The organism is Dysgonomonas sp. Marseille-Q5470, assembly GCF_951230145.1.
Classification (GTDB): Bacteria; Bacteroidota; Bacteroidia; order Bacteroidales; family Dysgonomonadaceae; genus Dysgonomonas.
The window spans coordinates 360838-381330 of sequence record NZ_CATNVE010000001.1 but is presented as its reverse complement, the minus strand read 5'-3'; the positions used below and the strand labels follow the sequence as shown (position 1 = coordinate 381330).

At 37.7% G+C, this 20493-nt stretch carries 18 protein-coding genes; 7 read left to right on the top strand and 11 right to left on the bottom strand.

All coding sequences use genetic code 11. From position 1 onward, the window contains the following. Positions 1 to 67: 67 nt before the first annotated feature. The 6 genes from QOX35_RS01705 to QOX35_RS01680 form a co-directional block, all read right to left on the bottom strand. The gene (locus QOX35_RS01705; RefSeq protein ID WP_006800744.1) at positions 68 to 289 is read right to left on the bottom strand and encodes a DUF2795 domain-containing protein; all 222 of its coding nucleotides are present in this window, start codon (positions 287 to 289) and stop codon (positions 68 to 70) included. A gap of 68 nt (positions 290 to 357) precedes the next feature. Then, a complete protein-coding gene (locus QOX35_RS01700; RefSeq protein ID WP_006841663.1) occupies positions 358 to 918 on the bottom strand; it encodes a cob(I)yrinic acid a,c-diamide adenosyltransferase in 561 nt (186 codons plus the stop codon). Between the two features lie 11 nt (positions 919 to 929). Beyond that, positions 930 to 1610, bottom strand: a complete 681-nt coding sequence (locus QOX35_RS01695; protein ID WP_283685525.1) for an O-methyltransferase — start codon at positions 1608 to 1610, stop codon at positions 930 to 932. 1 nt (position 1611) lies between these two features. Continuing rightward, positions 1612 to 2337 carry a porin family protein gene (locus QOX35_RS01690; protein WP_283685524.1) on the bottom strand — a complete coding sequence of 242 codons (726 nt, stop codon included), beginning with the start codon at positions 2335 to 2337 and terminating at the stop codon, positions 1612 to 1614. Next, positions 2338 to 4089: an amino acid ABC transporter substrate-binding protein gene (locus tag QOX35_RS01685; protein ID WP_283685523.1), complete on the bottom strand. Its 1752-nt coding sequence runs from the start codon at positions 4087 to 4089 to the stop codon at positions 2338 to 2340. A gap of 176 nt (positions 4090 to 4265) precedes the next feature. Next, positions 4266 to 4997: a lysophospholipid acyltransferase family protein gene (locus QOX35_RS01680; protein ID WP_283685522.1), complete on the bottom strand. Its 732-nt coding sequence runs from the start codon at positions 4995 to 4997 to the stop codon at positions 4266 to 4268. Positions 4998 to 5139: 142 nt separating this feature from the next. Here QOX35_RS01680 and uvrB point away from each other — a divergent pair, with 142 nt between their 5' ends. The 3 genes from uvrB (at position 5140) to QOX35_RS01665 (ending at position 8473) form a co-directional block, all read left to right on the top strand. Continuing rightward, a complete protein-coding gene (uvrB, locus tag QOX35_RS01675; protein ID WP_135105403.1) occupies positions 5140 to 7161 on the top strand; it encodes an excinuclease ABC subunit UvrB in 2022 nt (673 codons plus the stop codon). A gap of 362 nt (positions 7162 to 7523) precedes the next feature. Continuing rightward, positions 7524 to 7760: a hypothetical protein gene (locus tag QOX35_RS01670; protein WP_135105404.1), complete on the top strand. Its 237-nt coding sequence runs from the start codon at positions 7524 to 7526 to the stop codon at positions 7758 to 7760. 65 nt (positions 7761 to 7825) lie between these two features. Then, positions 7826 to 8473, top strand: a complete 648-nt coding sequence (locus tag QOX35_RS01665) for an NAD(P)-dependent oxidoreductase (RefSeq protein WP_283685521.1) — start codon at positions 7826 to 7828, stop codon at positions 8471 to 8473. A gap of 118 nt (positions 8474 to 8591) precedes the next feature. Here QOX35_RS01665 and QOX35_RS01660 read toward each other — a convergent pair whose 3' ends face one another. The 5 genes from QOX35_RS01660 to miaA form a co-directional block, all read right to left on the bottom strand. Continuing rightward, positions 8592 to 9581 carry a PhoH family protein gene (locus tag QOX35_RS01660; RefSeq protein ID WP_135105406.1) on the bottom strand — a complete coding sequence of 330 codons (990 nt, stop codon included), beginning with the start codon at positions 9579 to 9581 and terminating at the stop codon, positions 8592 to 8594. Positions 9582 to 9834: 253 nt separating this feature from the next. Further along, complete coding sequence (locus QOX35_RS01655; RefSeq protein ID WP_283685520.1) at positions 9835 to 11328, bottom strand: glycoside hydrolase family 125 protein; 1494 nt, start codon at positions 11326 to 11328, stop codon at positions 9835 to 9837. A 38-nt stretch (positions 11329 to 11366) separates the two neighbouring features. Continuing rightward, positions 11367 to 12365 (bottom strand): glycosyltransferase, encoded by a 999-nt coding sequence (locus QOX35_RS01650; protein WP_283685519.1) that lies wholly within the window; start codon positions 12363 to 12365, stop codon positions 11367 to 11369. Between the two features lie 3 nt (positions 12366 to 12368). After that, positions 12369 to 14681 carry a GH92 family glycosyl hydrolase gene (locus QOX35_RS01645; protein ID WP_135105409.1) on the bottom strand — a complete coding sequence of 771 codons (2313 nt, stop codon included), beginning with the start codon at positions 14679 to 14681 and terminating at the stop codon, positions 12369 to 12371. 268 nt (positions 14682 to 14949) lie between these two features. Then, positions 14950 to 15873: a tRNA (adenosine(37)-N6)-dimethylallyltransferase MiaA gene (gene miaA, locus QOX35_RS01640; RefSeq protein WP_283685518.1), complete on the bottom strand. Its 924-nt coding sequence runs from the start codon at positions 15871 to 15873 to the stop codon at positions 14950 to 14952. A 314-nt stretch (positions 15874 to 16187) separates the two neighbouring features. On the opposite strand from miaA, the gene rsfS reads away from it, so the two are divergent. The 4 genes from rsfS (at position 16188) to QOX35_RS01620 (ending at position 20490) form a co-directional block, all read left to right on the top strand. After that, positions 16188 to 16547: a ribosome silencing factor gene (rsfS, locus tag QOX35_RS01635; protein ID WP_135105411.1), complete on the top strand. Its 360-nt coding sequence runs from the start codon at positions 16188 to 16190 to the stop codon at positions 16545 to 16547. Between the two features lie 82 nt (positions 16548 to 16629). After that, the gene (gene ftsH, locus QOX35_RS01630) at positions 16630 to 18651 is read left to right on the top strand and encodes an ATP-dependent zinc metalloprotease FtsH (protein ID WP_135105412.1); all 2022 of its coding nucleotides are present in this window, start codon (positions 16630 to 16632) and stop codon (positions 18649 to 18651) included. Between the two features lie 318 nt (positions 18652 to 18969). Continuing rightward, positions 18970 to 19812, top strand: coding sequence for a phosphatidate cytidylyltransferase (locus QOX35_RS01625; protein ID WP_283685517.1), 843 nt, complete (start codon positions 18970 to 18972; stop codon positions 19810 to 19812). A gap of 321 nt (positions 19813 to 20133) precedes the next feature. Further along, a complete protein-coding gene (locus tag QOX35_RS01620) occupies positions 20134 to 20490 on the top strand; it encodes a DUF1801 domain-containing protein (protein WP_283685516.1) in 357 nt (118 codons plus the stop codon). The last annotated feature ends 3 nt before the right edge of the window (positions 20491 to 20493 follow it).

The window sequence follows — 20493 nt, the reverse complement described above, 5'->3', positions numbered from 1 at the left end:
AAAGCAATTACAAATTACCCTAATCTCTTTCTTATTTGTTTTTATAGCCTTTTACAACGTGTGGAGCTTAATACTCATCCTCGTTAAAAAAGAAATCTTCTTTGCTTGGATAATCAGGCCAGATGTCTTCGATGGTATCAAAGATTTCATCTTCATCCTCAATTTCCTGTAGATTTTCTATTACTTCAAGAGGTGCACCCGAACGTTGGGCATAGTCAATCAACTCCTCTTTTGTTGCAGGCCATGGTGCATCTTCTAGTTTAGATGCCAATTCTAGTGTCCAGTACATAATATTTTTATTTATTTTTATTTTTTGCCAGTTTGCTTATATTTTCCGCAAAAATATAACAATATTTCTTATATCAAAGCCTGATTCCAAAATATTTCATTTCCTTTCTTATTGCTCTCTTTTCTAGCGAGTAAGAAAAAGTAGTCTGAGAGCCTGTTTATGAACATTAAGACCAGATCATCCACCGGATATTCTTCCTTCACTTTGTATACGCAACGCTCAGCACGTCGGCAAACGGTACGGCAAATATGTGCCCGCGCAGCCGATTCGCTTCCTCCCGGTAAGACAAATTGCCTCAACTGAGGGAGCTCGCTATCCATCCTGTCCATTTCATTCTCGAGGGTGGCTATATCTTTGTCTGTAATGATGCTGGCTGCTTTGGGTGGCATGGCTTCTGTTTCCGTTGCCAGATAAGAACCTACAGTAAACAACTTATGCTGAATAAAAGATAATATTTTCAAGTCGTGCTCATCTTCTATCTTTTCTGTAAGAAACCCGACGAACGAATTGAGCTCATCTGTTGTACCATATGCATCAAGCCTCACATGAGCCTTTATCACACGTTTACCTCCTACAAGGGAAGTTGTCCCTTTGTCTCCGGTTTTGGTATATATGCCACTTTTCTTCATTTTCGTTTAGTTTAAAAACTGATTTTATATTCCCATCGGTAAAGAGTCTTGTCAAAAAATACAATACCAATGTTGAATAAGTCCAGTATTACTGTTCTGCTATCCATGCTTGTGATGCATTTCCATAACGTTTGGTTGCGTCTATTTGTTCTTATGCCTCTTACAATTATAAATGTTTTTTCGTGACAAATATTATCCAAGTATTTGCAAATATCTGATGATAAGAGACTATAGTTATTTAAATCGATAAGGATACAGTCTTGCTTTTCTTGTAGTTCGGGCAGCTGTGGATTCGTCAATAACTCTATATTTCTGTTCCATTCACTGTATAAACGTTTGGCAATACTATATTTTCTCTCGCTTGTTTCTATACTTATACACTTTGTATTACTCGATGCTGCTGTCATACAAATTGTATTCACTCCATATCCTGCACCTATTTCGAGTATTCTCTCTGCATTGAAATAATTAACCAATCGAAATAAAAGTAAGTTGTACTTCTTCAAGTGCAAAAAAACAAAAGGATCTATAATAGTTCTTATATCATCATAGATATGATAAGGTGTTTTTTCTTCAATTACTTTATTTATCAGATTGAAAACAAAGGGAGAATGTATGCCATGACCTCTATGATGGCGTATCTTATAAAGTATTTTTAATCCTGTTTTCGAGAGCTTGTATATGCGTGGCATATCAGAATAGCTTGACGTAATAGGTTAACTTACCGTAAATAACTCTGTTTGCCGATCTCGAAAAGTAGTCGGCTTTACTGCTTTTATAAATATCTCCTAACCCGAAAGAGTATCTTCCTTCTAAAGCAAAATTGCCGATACCCGTACGAAATTCTAGTCCAAGACCTGCCATTAAGGCATAATCGATTTTATTCTCAGCCATACGATAATATTGGTTGGTTTCGAATGATGGAGACACTCCGCTAGCCAAATAGTTTTCGAGCTTGTCGTTTATTTTTTCACTGTCACTTATCAGAAATCCAATTTTAGGTCCCAGATTGAAAAAGAAGCGTACTTTGTTTCCGAAGTAGATATGCGTGAGTACGGGTAATTCAAAATAGTTCAATTGGTGAGAATGTTCAAAACCTAAATTTGCAAATACGTCATTCTTGCTGAAATTTTGTTTCCACCCTTCTTGGCTATAGTTCAGCTCGGCAATGATACCGATGTTTTTTTCAGAGATGTATCGTATAGCTATACCTCCGTGATACTGCATCTGGTTTTTTGTCGAGATGCGCATCTTGTTGGCATTTTCAGAGTTTGGGACGGATTGAAAATCCACAGATGAAAATGTTGGTCCGAATCCTACGCCTATGTTCCACTCAGGTTTGAAGTCTTTATTTTGTCCATACATGAATGAACCAAAAATAAAAGGTAGAAGCAATAATAATAAATATCTATTTACCATTTAATCAGTGATATCTATTTTTTCGAGACTGGAATTATCTTTATAGTGGATAAAGTATATACCGTTGTTTACATATCCTCCATTTTTTTCATTTGCTTTTTCGAAGTAAATGCAAGACTGTAATGTGGGTACATTTATTTTGGATATATTATCTTCGAAAGAACTTCCATACTGTTTTAATGCAGTTAAGAAGTAAAGACCTGTATCATATCCAAGATATCCCCATTTAGGGAACGAGTTAATCAGATTCTTATTGTACCACTGTTTGTAGTCATCCGCAAAGTTTTGCACAGCACTTTGCTGTTCGTTGAGGAAGAATATGCTGTAAATGTACGCATCATATTTATGGAGATTCTCTACCTGGCTGTTATATACCTGCCATTCGGGATAACCAAAGAGGCTGAACGAGGTATCATTCGAAACATTCAGCACTGCTGTTATTCTTCTTAATGTTGCTTCGGAAGACGATGTAGGTACGATTATATTGTTTGTAGCATTTGCTGCAGCTTTGAGGTCTTCGCCCAAATTGCTCGATTTTGTGATTGTCTTCGATTGAATTCCCGCCTTGCTGAGGCTTTTCTTTAGATCGTTTACAAAATCTATTTTATCATTATTTGAACCATCTTCCGATACGAATATTATATTGTAATTTCTGAATCTTTTTACAAAAGCAGAAGTCACTTCGGGATACAATGATGAATGCGATGACGTCATTTGGAATAGCAGAGGTGTGCCTGTTATCTCGCTGGAAGAGCCAAAAGGTATCACATACTTTATGCCTGTTTTCTTAGAGAATTTCACTAAGGCATCTATCTGTTGTTTCGATACTCCTCCTATAATGAGGTGCATGTTTTTCATCTCATTTGTTTCCAAAAGGCTTTCAAGTCTTTTGGTGTTTTTTTCAGAGCCTGTATCGAATGTATATATCTCAGCATTCAGTCCCTTGCTTTTCAGGTCTTTCACTGCCAGTAAGAACCCTTCGTAGTATTCGGCAAGCTTGTCTTTTGATATACTTCCGCTGTTGTCTGTGAATGGCAACAGGATACCTACTCTTACGGTTTCGCCTTTCGTCGCACGAGGAGCTTCGCTTTTTCTGATGTTGTTTGTTTGCGATAAGTTGTTTTTAGATGTGGCTTCACCGGCAGGTATGATTATTGTCATACCGTTTCTCAATCCTTCTGTTCTGAGTGATGGATTGGCATCCAATAAAGCTTCAACGCTTACATTGTTTGCTTTTCCAATGCTATATAGTGTTTCTTTCTTTTGTACTTTATATTCTTTGTTTGACCTGCTTGCAGCTTGTCCGGCATAGTTTGAAGTAGAAGAGCTTCCTCCAAACATCGGAATTCGGATGGTCTTACCTATACTGAAAGTACTTTCAGTAAGTCCCGGATTTGCATTTTTCAGGTCGTCTACCGATATTTTATAGAGGCGTGAAACCGAAAATAGCGTCTCCTTTGCTTCTATCAGGTGGTTGCTGTAACTTGCTACGGCTTTCGCTTTCGATAGTAGAAGTTTGTCACCGGCCTTAATACCTTGCTCGGCTTTTGGGTTCAACTTATATATTTGCTGTACGGAAGTGTTATGTGCAGCAGCAATAGAATATACAGTTTCTCCTTTGGCTACAGTATAGGTGGTAATTTCATCCTTCGGTGTTTGAGTAACGGAAATTGATGTATTATATGCATACGAAAGGCTTGAATGACAAGCTATCAGTATGAATGATAAAAATAATATATGCTTCAATTTCATTTCTAAATTTTGTTATATGGTTAATCGCAAAAGTACAAAAAAATGAATGTTATCTTGTTATTTACTGTTGTGATGTTTATTATGAATTAATTTTCTAACATTTATTAGGGTTCAGGCTCCTCTGTATAAGCCTGTCTAAGACGGTTCTGTCTTTTGTATAGTTCTTTAAAGTTTAATTATTTATATTTTTCCCAAAGTCCCGAATATACAATTTCCCGACAGTTATCTATAAATTCAGACATATTGTCTTCATTCAAATCTTTTGTCGAGATAGGCTCGTGTATTATCAGTTCCAGTTTACATGGGTTCAAGAAATATGTATTTATTTTCATCAGGTCGTAAGGCCCGTTTACGGTTACAGGAACAATCTCCAGATTCATTTCTTTGGCAATAATGAAAGCCCCCCTTTTAAATCGTCCCATCTTGCCTGTTTTTGTGCGTGCACCTTCGGGAAAGATCACCATCGATGATCCCTCTTTCAATTCAGCTTCCGCCTTTACTATCGTATCTTTCATCGATTTGAGGTTGGACTGATCTACAAATACATGCCCTGCAATCTCGGATGCTTTTCCTACAAAAGGAAGTTTACGCAGTTCTTGTTTTTGAACCCACTTTATATTTTGATTCAGATACCCGTAAATCAGGAATATATCGAAAGCCCCTTGGTGGTTTGGTACGAATATATATGATTTGTTTGGATCTAGATTCCCGTTTCTGACAACATTTATTTCGCACAGAGCAAGCCTGCATGCAAGTTTAGACCAATATTTGGGTGGGTAGTATCCCCAGAAAGTCCTGTTGCCGACCAGGCATCCGATCATGACGGTTACGGCCGTGACAATAGTAGCTAAGATGAAGATAGGAGCAAAAATAAATAGCTCATAGAGGAATAGAACAATTTTTTTCATACTCAAAATATTCCGTTTGTAATACAAAAATACATTATTTAATTTGAATACATTTTTCATCATGAGTAGTTAATCCTATTTATTTAAGAATATAAATGCAAAATTCTTGTTATCTTTGATTTAGGAAAGAGGAAAATAACAGATGGATTTTAAATTAACTTCAAATTATAGCCCAACAGGAGATCAGCCGGCTGCGATAGCTGCTTTATCCGAAGGGGTTTTACAAGATATTCCGTTTCAGACATTGTTGGGAGTCACCGGCTCAGGAAAAACATTTACGGTAGCTAATGTTATTCAAAATGTAGACAAGCCCACCTTGGTGTTAAGCCATAATAAGACACTTGCCGCCCAGTTGTATAGTGAGTTTAAGACATTCTTTCCCGATAATGCGGTCGAATACTTTGTTTCATATTATGACTATTATCAGCCGGAAGCATATATTCCGTCTACGAATACTTACATAGAGAAAGATTTATCTATCAACGATGAGATAGAAAAGTTGCGACTGGCAACTACAACGTCTCTCTTATCGGGTCGTCGTGATATAATTGTTGTATCTTCTGTGTCTTGCCTGTATGGCATGGGAAACCCCGAAGACTTTGAAAGCTCTACAATTAGTTTAAAGGTGGGGCAGAAAATTGTACGTGATGTTTTTCTAAGATCATTGGTTAGTGCTCTGTATTCACGTAACGAGGTTGATCCCAAAGCCGGAAATTTTCGTGTAAAGGGCGATACAGTGGATGTTTTCCTTGCATATGGAGATCCTATTGTGAGGGTTGTTTTTTGGGGAGATGAGATAGAGAGTATAGAATGTCTCGATCCACTCACCGGAATAAAAATCGATAGCTATAATGATTTTAGGATTTACCCTGCAAATCTATTCGTAACCACCAAAGACCGTATGGATAGGGCAATTGGGGAAATTGAGATAGATCTGGGACGTCAAGTAGATTTCTTTCAATCGATAGGAAAACCGTTGGAAGCTAAAAGGCTTTATGAACGAGTAACTTACGATCTGGAAATGATCCGTGAAGTAGGACATTGCTCCGGTATAGAGAACTATTCGCGTTATTTTGATAATCGCAAACCCGGTACACGTCCATTCTGCTTGCTGGATTTCTTCCCTGATGATTTTCTTTTAGTCGTTGACGAAAGTCACGTGACTATTCCCCAAATACGAGCTATGTATGGAGGAGACCACTCCCGCAAGGAGAATCTCGTGGAATATGGTTTTCGTCTTCCTGCAGCTTTAGATAACAGGCCATTGAAGTTTGAAGAGTTTGAATCTCTTGTACCACAAACCATTTATGTGAGCGCAACGCCTGCCGATTACGAGCTGTTAAAATCAGAAGGAGTAATTGTGGAACAATTGATTCGTCCCACTGGTCTTTTAGACCCTCCGATTGATGTGCGTCCGAGTTTAAATCAGATTGATGATCTGATGGAAGAAATACAAATGCGTGTTGAGCAGAACGAGCGTACACTTGTAACAACTCTTACAAAACGTATGGCTGAAGAGCTGACAAATTATTTGTCAAACAACGGAATAAGTTGTAGCTACATACATTCCGACGTGGATACTCTCGATCGTATTCAGATTATGGATAGCTTGCGAACGGGAGAATTTGATGTACTTGTAGGTGTCAACCTTCTGCGTGAAGGGCTTGACTTACCCGAAGTTTCGCTTGTTGCAATCTTGGACGCTGATAAAGAAGGTTTTTTACGTTCACATAGGTCTCTCACTCAGACAGTAGGTCGTGCAGCCCGTAATGTAAATGGTAAGGTTATTTTCTATGCCGATAAGATTACGGATAGTATGGCAAAGACTATCAATGAAACCAATCGCCGACGAGAGAAGCAGATGGCGTATAACGAGGAGCATGGTATTGTACCTAAACAAATACAGAAAGCCCGCACATCCGTGTTCACGCAGCGTAAAGGAGAAGATTCTGCTACTCCTCAGCCATACAATCAAGATAGCATACTTTCTATAGCCTCGGAAGACCAGATGCAGTATATGAGTGCAGAGGAACTAAAGAAAGCTATTGCAAAAGCAAAAAAGCAAATGTCTGCGGCTGCAAAAAAGCTCGAATTTCTTGAAGCTGCCCAATACCGTGATCAGGTGATTAAATTAGAAGATGAATTAAAAAGCAAAGGGAAGTGATCAGCTTCCTTTTTTCTTTTGTATTTCCGCCGCTTAATTATTTCTTTATTCCTCCCGATTTTATCTCATATAATCTCCGAAAAATAATAGCGTTTGTTAAGTTTTTTATTTTCATTAACTTAGCGTATGGTGGTGTTGGTAAAGTCTAAGATTTGTTATTTATCATGCTTTTGCCTCTTTATTTGTAAAGTTTCTATAAAATATTTGGAAATCTGCACTTTAAATGTTATGTTTATCTATTTCACATAAATATGACAGTTTTCCAAAACTACATGTGATGTGATTTTTGGTGAAGTAGAAGAATATTCTGCTTCTTTAAAAATTTGCATTAATCGTACAATTAAATTAAAAAATCAAATAAAATGAGTGTACAACAAACAACTCCTAAAGCAGGGAGAAGAACTGCTATGAAAAGGACTGAAAGACAGACTCCGGAAGATACGTTAAGAAGAATAATAGAAGAACACAAAAAAGATATGGGAGAGACTGTATGGCTGAAAATTGATGACAGAACCCATATCGAAGTGGCTGCCAGTCTGACCGAAGATGAGCGAAACAAAAGAGTAGAAAATTATCTCGAAAATATAGGTCGCAGATAGTAAGAGCGATAAAATATAAAAGGGAATTATTTTTTCAATAACATTATAAATCAATTGTATATATTATGAAAGTAGCATTAATTGGGGCAACCGGGTTTGTGGGTTCTCAACTATTAGAAGAATTGTTGTCGAGGGATCATGACGTGACAGCGATTGCACGAAATGCTGATAAAATCACAGTGAAGAATGATAAACTAACCGCTGTGAGTGTTGATATCAAAGATACAGATGCCCTTACAGAGGTGTTAAGAAACAATCAGATGGTAATATCTGCATATAATGCCGGTTGGGACAATGCGAATCTTTATAACGATTATATTGATGGTTATGAATCGATACAAAAAGCGGTTCGTGCAGCAAATATCAGACGCTATTTTGTAGTAGGCAACGCCGGAACTCTATATATAGGAGGAACTCAATTGGTAGATACTGATGATTTCCCCGCTAAAATGAAAGAAGGCGCAAAAGCGTCACGAGATCACTTTGATAAGCTGAGGCGAGAAACATATCTCGATTGGGTATATCTTTCTCCACCTACAGAAATGAATGAAAATATAACTACAGGACGAACAGGACGATTCAGAATGGGAAAAGACGAGCCTGTAATGAGAGATGGTACGGCCTCTATTTCTGTTCAGGATTTGGCTATCGTTGTTGCTGATGAGGTTGAAAATAGAAAACACTCTCGCCAGCATTACACTGTAGGATATTAATTACGTCGCATACACAACTATACTATAAATGCAAAACGGGTACAATGTAACATTGACATTGTACCCGTTTTTATTCTATATGACGTTATTTATAGTCTATAAAAGCTTTTAAGAGAGGTCATGCCTCTTTTTTATCATACTCTTTCTTTTCTTTTTTCTCTAAGGTTTTTTCTCGTTTATCCTCTTTCTCGTATGCTTCAACAATTCGTTGCACCAGTTTATGACGGACGATGTCTCCTTTGTCAAATTCAATATGACCAATGCCTTTCACGTCTTTGAGTACACGTAAAGCATGTTTAAGCCCAGACTGTTGAGAGGGTGGGAGGTCTATTTGAGTAACATCTCCTGTTATGATCATCTTCGCATTCATACCAAGGCGTGTCAGAAACATTTTTATCTGAAGTACAGTTGTGTTCTGTGCTTCGTCAAGTATGATTACTGCATCGCTAAGAGTTCGCCCACGCATAAAGGCTAAAGGCGCAATCTGTATTGTTTTATTTTCAATATAGTCTTTTAGTTTTGCCGGAGCAATCATATCTTCTAGTGCATCATACAATGGCTGTAGATACGGATCTATTTTTTCTTTCATATCTCCCGGCAGAAATCCAAGCTTTTCTCCGGCTTCAACAGCAGGACGACTCAGAATAATCTTTTTTACCTCTTTGTTTTTCAATGCTTTTACAGCCAAGGCGATTGCCGTATATGTCTTACCCGAGCCCGCAGGACCGATACCAAATACCATATCATTTTTATAAAAGCTATTTACAAAATTCTGTTGGTTTGGTGTGCGTGCAGAGATAGGCTTCCCGTTCACTCCGTATATAATCAGATTCTCTTGCTTTACTACATTGGGAGAGTTGCCTTTAACGATATCTATAATGTCTTCTTGAGTTAGCTTATTTCGGTCAACAGAGAATTTCTCCAACTCTCTGATCTTTTCTTCGAATAAAGGAACATCTTCTGCATTTCCTGTTACTTTGATAGCGTTTCCCCGTGCAACGATATGTAATTTAGAAAAGAGCGTTTTTATTAATTGTAAATTGGAATTATTTATGCCGAAAAAGACTACAGGGTCTACGTGTTCTAAAATAATTATTTGTTCTATCATTCAGTTTAATTATCAACAAAGTACCATAATGATTTTAACTTGGTTAGTCGGGTTCTATATAATGTAATGGTTCACAAATATAATTATAATCTTCAATATTTTAGGTTTTTCTTAATTTAAACAAAAATGTATTTTAGAAAGCGAATCATTCTTGTTTCAAAGAAAGGTTGAAGCAAAATATTATTGCTGTTATAGAAAACAAAAAATCGTGCAAGTAAAACTTGCACGATTCCTTCATATTTTAATCTTAGTCTTACTTTATATCATTCAATAAGCCAACTTTACCTTCGTTTACCAATTTGAGGATTAACTCTCCAAACAAAGTATTTTGCCAAGCAAACCATTCACGAGTAAATTTGTTCGGATCATTTACATTAAATGATTCATGCATAAATCCTGTATTTGCATCGGTGTCTATCAGCATTTTTATGCACCATTTTATTTCCTGATCATCCTTGCTTGTAAAGGCTTTCATCATAAGACTCATAGGCCATGCCATGTCGTAACCGATATGCGGTCCCCCGATACCTTCACCCGCTTTTCCACGGAAGAAATAAGGATTGTCTTCGCTCCACACATATTTGCGTGTGTTTTGGTAGATAGGGTCATTTGCATCTACATCTCCCAAGTATGGCATAGCCAAAAGGCTTGGAACATTTGCATCGTCCATCAATAGGTGATTACCAAAGCCATCAACTTCGAATGCATAGATTTTACCATACTTCGGATGGTTGTAAACGGCATGTTCTTTTAATGCTGTTTCTACTTCCTGAGCAAGATCGCTACACTCCTTAGCCTGAGCAGGTTTTTTGTTTACCTCGGTCAATATTTCGGCCGCTTTTCTGAGAGAAGATACAGCAAAGAAGTTAGATGGTACAAGGAATTGCAGTGTGGTTGCATCATCCGACGGACGGAATGAAGAAACAATCAATCCTACCGGTTTCACCGGAGCGCCTAATCCTCCATTGTTTAATGTATCCAACGCTCTGTCTGTTACACGAAGGAAAGAATAAGGGCCTACACCATCTTTGCGTTGTTGTTCTTTAAATGTTTGTAAAACCAGCGTGATTGCTTGTAGCCATTCTTCATCGAAGATGCTTGTATCACCTGTGGTTTTCCAATAGTGATATGCTAAGCGGATAGGGTAGCATAGCGAGTCGATTTCCCATTTACGTTCGTGCAATTCCGGCTTCATCGCTGTACCGTCCGACATCCACTGATGATCGGGGTTCGGATCATACGGATCAAGAAACGCATTTGCATACGGGTCGATGATGATGCACTTAAACTGACGGCGGATAACTCCCGCCAACATTGCTTTTAATTCAGGATCGCTATTTGCTAACTGTACATAAGGCCAAACCTGAGCTCCTGAGTCACGTAGCCACATAGCATGGATATCACCTGTATATACCACAGTGTCATCTTTTCCGTTGCTCTTTCTGTGTCTTACCGTTGTGTCAAGTGTATTCGGAAAACAGTTTTCAAACATCCATGCCAGTTTTTGATTTTTCAGCATTTTCTTGATGCGTACTATTTCGCTTTCTACAGCTTTGGATTGGAATAGACGTTTGTCTACCGCAGGACGGTTGCTTTTGTAAGGATCATCCTTTTTGATAGCAGTGTTATCCTGAGATAAAACTGTATTGTTTTCTAATTTGATCAAGGTACTAGCTTCGGCCGACATTGCTGTCATAATGGCTAGGCATAGTCCTATGATTCCTTTTTTTATGTAGTTATTTTTCATAATTAGTACATGTTTCTAAAAAACATTTAATCAATAATCTATTTTCGGGTACCGAATTTAATCAAAAATGAGAAGATAACAATAGTTGGTTTCATCTCTAATAAGGCTGATAGATTTTCTTTTTTGTATAGAAATCTAAACTGACTCATTATCAGATTGTTTTTTCTTAATGCATTAATCTCTCCAAATGCTTTTCTGAGAGGAAATAGCAGGATGGCTTGACGAGAGGCACTATAAAATGAACGAACTACATTTTTGGATAGGAAAGCATTGCATTTGCTTTCACTAATCCCTTTACTTTTCAGAAATTTATACAATTCCTCAAAAAATGAAATTCTGTTTTTGATGGATCGATAAGCGTATACTTTCCCTGTATTGTTAGAATGAAAGACATGATAATATAAAAAGTCGGGAACAAGCCCGATCTTATCTATTTTATCGTATACATTTATGAAAAAAATGCTGTCTTCGGAACAAATGTTTCTTGAGTCTAAGAAAGATAGTGCATTTTGTTTCAGGAAATCAGCTTTATACAGATGGTTCCATATAACGCACGAAATTTTATCGCTGCATACATTTTCATAAAACCATTCTTTATCCGTTGCATTGGTAGAATTATCAGGATATTTATATCCTTCTTCTACATATTCGGATTTCACTTTATAAACACACAGAAAGTTACACCTTACAACATCTAAACGTTCTTCTTCTGCTTTTTGATATAACAACTCATACATATCAGGCTCGCAATAATCGTCGTGATCGAAGAAGCCGATGTATTTTCCTTTGGCTGCTTCTATTCCTTTATTCCTGCTGATCCCTGTATGGAGATTTTCGCTGTTATAAATCAGTACTATTCTTTTATCTTGTGCAGCAAAACCTTCAGCAATATTATTGCTCCCGTCGGTAGGGCAGTCGAGAACCAAAATGATCTCAATCTCTTTCAATGTTTGATTAACAATAGAAGTCAAACATTTTTCAAGATATTTACCCGCATTATGAACAGGAACAATAATACTGACTTTAGGCTGCTCCATTTCTTATTTTTTCTTTTTTGTATTCGTTACCTTATATTCTTTCGAGAACGAATATGGCAAGTCGCTGTCGCTTGTTCCTCTGTTTTGGTTGGCAGTAGGAGACATTTTATAGCTGATGTTTGCTCCGCCAAGAAGATCTCCGTGTGTCACGTAGTTCTTTGTATATGGCTGTCCATTTACTGTCATGCTCTCCACATAGCGGTTTGCTTTGCTGTTGTTATCTGCCTTTATTGTTACTTTCTTTCCGTTCTCTAGGTTTAGAGTTACAGATTTGAATAGTGGCGATCCTAAGATATATTCATCCGATCCCGGACATACAGGGTAGAATCCTAATGCAGAGAATACATACCAGGCAGATGTCTGACCGTTATCTTCGTCTCCACAATATCCGTCAGGATTAGGTGTATACAATTTATCCATCACCTCACGTACCCAGTATTGGGCTTTCCATGGTTCGGCTGAATAGTTGTACATATATATCATGTGTTGGATCGGCTGGTTACCATGTGCATAGTTACCCATGTTCATAATCTGCATTTCGCGGATCTCATGAATTACACCTCCGTAATAACTGTCATCAAATAATGGCGGTACATTAAATACCGAGTCCATCATGCGGTTGAAGCCGGCTTTACCGCCCATCAGATCGATCAATCCTTGAGGATCGTGGAATACCGACCATGTGTAGTGCCAGCTGTTACCTTCGGTGAAAGCATCACCCCATTTCAATGGATTGAAAGGAGATTGGAACTTACCGTCTGCATTCTTTCCTCTCATCAACTTATGTTCAGGATCGAAAAGGTTTTTATAGTTCATCGCACGCTTAGCGTAGATCTCGATTTCTTTTTCAGGTTTACCCAGCTTCTTACCGAACTGATAGATACACCAATCGTCGTATGCATATTCGAGTGTACGTGCTGCACTCTCATTGATCTTCACATCGTAAGGTACATAACCCAGTTTGTTATAGTGTTCCCAGCCTAAACGTCCGGTAGAACTAACAGTAGGATGTACAGCGTTTGCTCCGTGAACGACTGCTTGCCATAGAGTTTCAGCATCGTATCCACGAAGTCCTTTCAGGTAAGCATCAGCTACTACAGAAGCAGAATTGTTACCCACCATGCAACCACGGTGACCAGGACTTGCCCATTCCGGTAAGAATCCACTTTCTTTGTAGGTGTTCACTAATCCTTCTTGCATCTTGGTGTTCATTTCCGGATACATCAAGTTTAGGAATGGGAACAAGCAGCGGAAGGTATCCCAGAAGCCTGTGTCTGTAAACATATAGCCCGGAAGAACTTCTCCGTTGTAAGGGCTGTAGTGCACCACCTCGTTCTTTGCATTTATCTCATAGAAAGAACGTGGAAATAATACTGAGCGGTATAGACAAGAATAGAATGTCCGAAGATTATCAATGTTATTGTCTTCTACTTGGATACGTCCCAATGTTTTGTTCCATTCTGCACGTCCTTGCGCAGTTACCTGGTCGAATGATTTTCCGTCCAATTCTTTCAGATTTTGTTCTGCTTGTTCAGGGCTGATGAATGAAGAAGCAATGCGGGCATGTACTTTTTCTCCTCTCTTGGTAGAGAAGCCTATAATACCACCAGCGTGGCTGTCTTTAACTTCCAGGCTTTTGGTAGAAAGAACTCCTCCGGCAACAGAAGCTGTATATGTAAATGGTTTGTCGAAAACGATTACAAAGTAATTTTTGAAGTTTTCAGGTACACCACCACTGTTACGTGTTGTGTAACCTATAATCTTGTTTTCGGCAGGAATAATTTTTACATAAGACCCACGATCGAAAGCATCAACTACAACGTATGAGTTTTGCTCTTCGGGGAATGTAAAACGAAACATAACCGCACGAGATGTAGGAGCCATTTCGGTAACTACATCGTGATCGGCAAGATAAACCGAATAATAGTACGGTTTAGCTATCTCCGCCTTGTGTGAAAACCAGCTGGCACGTCTTTCCTGATCAAATACAGGTTTGCCTGTTACCGGCATGATAGAAAATTGACCATAATCGTTGATCCATGGACTTGGCTGGTGTGTTTGTTTGAAGCCGCGAATTTTGTCGGCATCGTAGGTATATGCCCAGCCGTCGCCCATCTTTCCGGTCTGAGGCATCCAGAAATTCATTCCCCAAGGCATCGCGATAGCCGGATAGGTGTTACCCGTAGATAACGAATACTTCGATTGGGTGCCGACTAAAGGACTAACATAGTCGACCGGCTCATAATTCTGAGATTGAATAGTCCCCAGAAAGCCAATTAATGCTAGGAATAGAATTCCTATTTTCTTTTTTTTCATTGTTGATTGAGGTTTTTAAGTTGCTTTTATGATTTTGTGATATTTAGATGTTTTGTTTTGAAACTTGAACTGCATTGTTTAGATAATAACATTTATACTCACTTAGAGAAGCGAGAGAAACTCATGCTAAAAAGGTTGTTGAAGTATATTAAAAATAAACTTGCAGTTAAAATTTCTATTCTCATCGGGCATTGAAAAATAATCATTTCAAAAATACATTAACAAAGGGAATTAGTACTTAGCTTTAAATTAATATTAACAAAAAAGACTATTCGTTCATGTTAATTAACAACTTCGTTTTGTCTATCTTTTCTTTCATCGGTAATTCTGCGTTTATCCAATGGATATCTATTCCTCTTTTCTCCATTCCTCTAAACCATGTCATTTGTCTTTTTGCAAACTGGTGGATAGCAATTTCCAATTGCGAATACATATCTTCGTAGCTCAACTGCCCGAGTATATATAAGGTAACATATTTATATTCCAATCCGTAATAAATTAGGTCGTCAGGTTTTACTCCTTGAGAGAGAATATCTTTTATTTCTTCTATCATTCCATCCTCAAGTCGGGCTTTAAGACGTTTTGATATTTTTTTTCGACGTAATTCACGGTCGATATCTACTCCAATTACTAAACTATTGAGGGGAGGAAATTCATTCTGCTCCAACGGGTGAGCCTTTTTGTACTCTTCTATTTCTATTGCTCTTATTGCCCTTTGAGCTGTATCGACATCAGTTTTGTTATGTAACGTTTTATAGCTCTCTAGTATTTGTGTGAGTGCCTGTAAACTATAGTCTGCATATTTTGACCTGAGTTCCTTGTTTTCGGGAACGTTTACTAATGAATATCCTCTAAGCACCGATTCTACATAGAGCCCCGATCCTCCACATAGGATAGGGAGTTTATCCCTATTTTTTATGTCTATATATACATTGTGAAAATCGTGCTGATATTCGAAGATATTATATTTATCGCCGGCTTCACGAATATCAATCAGATGATAAGGTATATTTTCTCCGTTTATTACATAATCTGACAGATCTTTTCCTGTTCCAATATCCATCGAGCGATATACCTGCCGCGAGTCTCCGCTTATGATCTCAGTGTGGAGTGTATGTGCCAGATGGCAGGCAAATGCTGTTTTGCCTGATGCCGTTGGTCCTATAATGGTGATTAGATCATAATTCTTCATAAGTACAAAGTTAGAATGAAATTTATATTTTCACTTATAATAGGATATCTGATTCCTTCTTGTGTCTCAAAAAATGACAAAACTGACAGGCATTTATATTCTGTTTCTCATATAAAAGCTATTTCTATGTAAATAAAAGATAAAAATCCTTATTAAAGTAGGTATTAAGGTTTCTAAACCCGAAAGAAATTTAAGAACTTAGTTATCTTTACACAATTAATTATTTGTACTTCTATAAGATATGAGTGGTAAGTTAAAAAAATCACTTTATATTTGTAGGCTAAAACAAAAAAAGAGACTCTATAAATTAACGAATGAAAGAAGGAAAAAGCTTAGTAAACAATATTGTGGCTGCATGCCAAGAGAAGAAAGCTAAAAATATCGTCATTGTCGATATGACAGAATTACCGGGTACTATTTGTCAATATTTTGTGATTTGCGAAGGAAACACTCCTATACAAGTATCTGCTATATCAGAAGAAATTGTTGATTACCTCAAGAAAAAGAAAAAAGAACGCCCTTTACTGATCGACGGATTACGTGAAAGCCGTTGGGTTGGTATAGATTATGGTACGGTTATTGTTCATGTATTTGTGCCCGAATTGCGTGAGTTTTATAATATCGAACATTTGTGGGCGGATGCAAAACTAGAATCAATCCCTGATATTGATTGAGATAAAGCATATTTAAACAAATCTTATTTACGCTTGTTATAGTTTTGAAAACAAACTAAATCACACATTGTGAGGAAAAAATATGGATAATTATAATAAAGGAGAGAATAGCCCCAAAAAACCAAATCTGAAAGGACCTAAAATTCCATTCAATCTCTATTGGGTATACCTCATTGTATTTGCTGCCATTATAGGTATGTATTTCTTTTCGGATAACACCGTAACGAAAGAAGTTCCCTGGTCTGACTTTCAGGGGTATGTAAAAAATAATAGTGTCAACAAAATAATAGTAGACAGAAAGAACAGTACCTTAAAAGCTTTTGTAAGACCTGACTCTGTAAAGAGCGTGTTTAAAGGCGAAGCCGACAGGGCAGGTACTAATCCGGCTATTATTGTGCGTATTCCTTCGGCAGACAAGTTTGCAGACTTCTATGAAACAGTGAGAGCCGAATATAAATATGATATTGATGTCAGCTACGAAGATAGTACCAACCCTTTAGAAATCCTTGTCGGGTTTTTGCCTGTGATTCTTATCTTCGGTTTGTTTATCTATATGATGCGTCGTATGTCGGGCGGTGGTTCCGGCGGAGGCGGAGGCGTATTCAGTGTTGGAAAATCGAAAGCTCAATTATATGATAAAGGCTCAGACCTTCGTGTTACGTTCAAAGATGTTGCCGGATTGTCTGAAGCTAAAGAAGAAATAGAGGAAATCGTTGAATTCCTAAAAAATCCTTCCCGCTATACCGAAATTGGTGGTAAAATACCAAAAGGAGCCTTGCTTGTTGGCCCTCCCGGAACAGGTAAAACATTGCTTGCAAAAGCTGTTGCCGGCGAAGCGGATGTTCCGTTCTTCTCATTGTCAGGTTCTGATTTTGTGGAAATGTTTGTAGGAGTTGGAGCCTCTCGTGTAAGAGACCTATTTAAGCAGGCAAAAGAAAAATCACCTTGTATTATATTTATCGATGAAATAGATGCGATTGGGCGTGCTCGTGGTCGTAACCTGAATATGGGTTCGAATGATGAGCGTGAGAATACATTAAATCAGTTGTTGACTGAAATGGATGGTTTTGGTACAAACAGTGGTGTTATTATTCTTGCAGCAACAAACCGTGCTGACATTCTGGATAAAGCCTTACTGCGTGCCGGACGTTTCGACCGTCAGATAACAGTTGACTTACCCGATTTGAACGATCGTAAGGAAATATTTAAAGTACACCTTCGCCCTGTTAAGATTGACGACACGGTTGATGTAGAGTTCTTGTCAAGACAGACTCCGGGATTTTCTGGTGCTGATATAGCTAACGTTTGTAACGAAGCTGCATTGATCGCTGCCCGTAAAGGGAAGAAAGTTGTGCAGAAGGAAGATTTTACAAATGCAGTAGACCGTATTATTGGTGGGTTGGAGAAAAAGAATAAGGTAACAACCTTAGATGAACGCAAGACAATTGCAATCCATGAGGCGGGACATGCCACGCTAAGCTGGTTCTTGCAATATGCAAATCCATTGGTAAAGGTTACTATTGTTCCTCGAGGCAAAGCCTTGGGTGCTGCTTGGTATCTGCCGGAGGAAAGACAAATCACCACTAAAGAGCAAATGTTGGACGAAATGTGTGCTTTGCTTGGAGGTCGTGCTGCCGAAGAGGTCTTTATCGGGCATATATCGTCGGGTGCTGCTAACGACTTAGAGCGTGTAACGAAGCAGGCTTATGCGATGATTTCATATCTTGGTATGAGCGAAAAGATGCCTAATTTAAGTTATTATGACTCGTCGGGTGAGGCTTACGGCTTTACAAAACCATATAGTGAAGAAACGGCTCTGTTGATAGATACAGAAGTTAGGAATATGATCAGTGAGCAATACGAGCGTGCGAAGAAACTGCTCCTTCAACATGCTGACGGACATGGAAAATTAGCAAACTTATTGATTACAGAAGAAGTTATTTTTGCTGATGATCTGAAGAAAGTATTTGGTGAACGTCAATGGGTTTCTCGTTCGGAAGAATTATACAAAGAAGCCGAAGAGTTGCCTGATAATATAGAAATAGAGATAAAGAAGAACGAAGATGTCCCCGGAATTATTTCGGAAGAGGATCAGTCTGAATAATTCATTGTCTTAATTTATAAATGTTTACAAGTATATCAATTTAAAAATATACTTTAGTCAAAGAAAGGATGTTGGATTTAACAACATCCTTTTTTTTATATTTAGGCCTTAAGTGCATAGCTTCACAACTACAAAAACAGACACGATGCATGCAAAATAAACAACACTTGTTATTGCGAGTGTATTTGCAATAATAAGCCGACGATTACTGATTTATTTACCTGAGAATGACGAATTAGCTGAATATCCTCAGTAGTAGGGAAACATGATATTCTTATTTTTACTACTTTTGCCTCAAACTAATAAAACTTTATTATTTTGAGATTACCTAACATTGCCGTTCGTATTATTGCCGGAGCCGTATTTGTAGGGCTGTTACTAGGTGGTATCCTTATAAATGAATATACATTTTGTATTATATTCTCTCTCATAACTGTATTGTCGTTATATGAGTTTTATGGGCTGATCGAAAAAGGAGCAAATGTTCTCCTTACCCGGGTATGGAATGTGCTTGGAGGTTTTTTCCTTTTTATCGGTAGTTTTTATTATTATACAGTCGATGCTTCTGTTGTAACTTTCGTTCCTTATTGTATCTACATATTAGTTTTATTTGTTGGTGAATTGTATCTTAAGCGTCCCGACCCTATACGCTCTATAGCATATTCTTTGTTGGGGCAATTTTATATAGCCGTGCCTTTTGCGCTCACTAATTATTTGGTTTTTGCCTACACTCCGGGAAGCTATCACTATGTATATGTTTTAGCTTTATTGGTGTTTATTTGGGTAAATGATTCATTTGCTTATCTCACAGGAATGACTTTTGGTAAACATCGCTTATTTGAACGTATATCTCCTAAAAAATCGTGGGAAGGTTTTATCGGAGGAGCTGTAGTTTCTATCGGCTCTTCATTCATTTTTGCTCATTATTATCAAAATCTGTCCACTTTGGGATGGATAGGATTTGCCGCTATAACAATAATATTCGGAACATGGGGCGACCTTTTCGAATCGCTTATTAAACGCACCTTAGGTATAAAGGATTCGGGTGGAATGATACCCGGACATGGCGGTATCCTCGATCGATTCGATAGCACAATATTGGCTATACCGGCTGTTTTCTTATACCTGATTTTGATTAACTATTCTAAAAGTTGCTTCTAAAAAATATTGATTTCAGATTTTTTGTTGCTAACTTTACTATGCTTTAACTAGTCCTTAAATAAAATGTAATAATATGACAAAGAAAGTATTAGCCATAACTCTAGTTGCTGCGGTCTCAAGTGTTGCGGTATATGCCTATATTCAGAAAAAGAAAAAAGACAGACGTAAAAACCTATCAGTCAACTTTATTTAAAAAGCTTTGGTTTAAGGCTCGCTATTATTAACTAGACAGCTACAATTAAAAGAATTGTAACAGTAGAGGTATTACCTCATACGAGTCCATTATAAAGGCAGCATATCCATGTTTTAAATAAAACCGTGATGATTGATGAACTTTACAATTTCTATTTGGATAAAGATGAGCCTCAAAAAAGCTGCTTGCTGGCATTGCGAAGTATCATACTAACCCAAGACGAGTGTATTTCCGAAACACAGAAGTGGGGAATGCCTTGCTTCTGTTATAAGACAAAAATTCTGTGTTATCTTTGGGTTGACAAAAAGACAGATGAACCATATATCCTCTTCGTTGAAGGAAAATACCTGAACCATCCCCAACTGGAAGCGGGTAGCAGATCTCGGATGAAAATATTCAGAGTTGATCCAAATCAAGATTTACCTCTTGAGGTTATAAAAGAGCTTTTGAATGACGCTTTGGTACTTTATACAAGGGTAAGATAAAGT

Coding starts and splice junctions, on each gene's coding strand:
- QOX35_RS01705 (WP_006800744.1), bottom strand. CDS start 289: ATGTACTGGACACTAGAATTGGCATCTAAACTAGAAGATGCACCATGG.
- QOX35_RS01700 (WP_006841663.1), bottom strand. CDS start 918: ATGAAGAAAAGTGGCATATATACCAAAACCGGAGACAAAGGGACAACT.
- QOX35_RS01695 (WP_283685525.1), bottom strand. CDS start 1,610: ATGCCACGCATATACAAGCTCTCGAAAACAGGATTAAAAATACTTTAT.
- QOX35_RS01690 (WP_283685524.1), bottom strand. CDS start 2,337: ATGGTAAATAGATATTTATTATTATTGCTTCTACCTTTTATTTTTGGT.
- QOX35_RS01685 (WP_283685523.1), bottom strand. CDS start 4,089: ATGAAATTGAAGCATATATTATTTTTATCATTCATACTGATAGCTTGT.
- QOX35_RS01680 (WP_283685522.1), bottom strand. CDS start 4,997: ATGAAAAAAATTGTTCTATTCCTCTATGAGCTATTTATTTTTGCTCCT.
- uvrB (WP_135105403.1), top strand. CDS start 5,140: ATGGATTTTAAATTAACTTCAAATTATAGCCCAACAGGAGATCAGCCG.
- QOX35_RS01670 (WP_135105404.1), top strand. CDS start 7,524: ATGAGTGTACAACAAACAACTCCTAAAGCAGGGAGAAGAACTGCTATG.
- QOX35_RS01665 (WP_283685521.1), top strand. CDS start 7,826: ATGAAAGTAGCATTAATTGGGGCAACCGGGTTTGTGGGTTCTCAACTA.
- QOX35_RS01660 (WP_135105406.1), bottom strand. CDS start 9,581: ATGATAGAACAAATAATTATTTTAGAACACGTAGACCCTGTAGTCTTT.
- QOX35_RS01655 (WP_283685520.1), bottom strand. CDS start 11,328: ATGAAAAATAACTACATAAAAAAAGGAATCATAGGACTATGCCTAGCC.
- QOX35_RS01650 (WP_283685519.1), bottom strand. CDS start 12,365: ATGGAGCAGCCTAAAGTCAGTATTATTGTTCCTGTTCATAATGCGGGT.
- QOX35_RS01645 (WP_135105409.1), bottom strand. CDS start 14,681: ATGAAAAAAAAGAAAATAGGAATTCTATTCCTAGCATTAATTGGCTTT.
- miaA (WP_283685518.1), bottom strand. CDS start 15,873: ATGAAGAATTATGATCTAATCACCATTATAGGACCAACGGCATCAGGC.
- rsfS (WP_135105411.1), top strand. CDS start 16,188: ATGAAAGAAGGAAAAAGCTTAGTAAACAATATTGTGGCTGCATGCCAA.
- ftsH (WP_135105412.1), top strand. CDS start 16,630: ATGGATAATTATAATAAAGGAGAGAATAGCCCCAAAAAACCAAATCTG.
- QOX35_RS01620 (WP_283685516.1), top strand. CDS start 20,134: ATGATTGATGAACTTTACAATTTCTATTTGGATAAAGATGAGCCTCAA.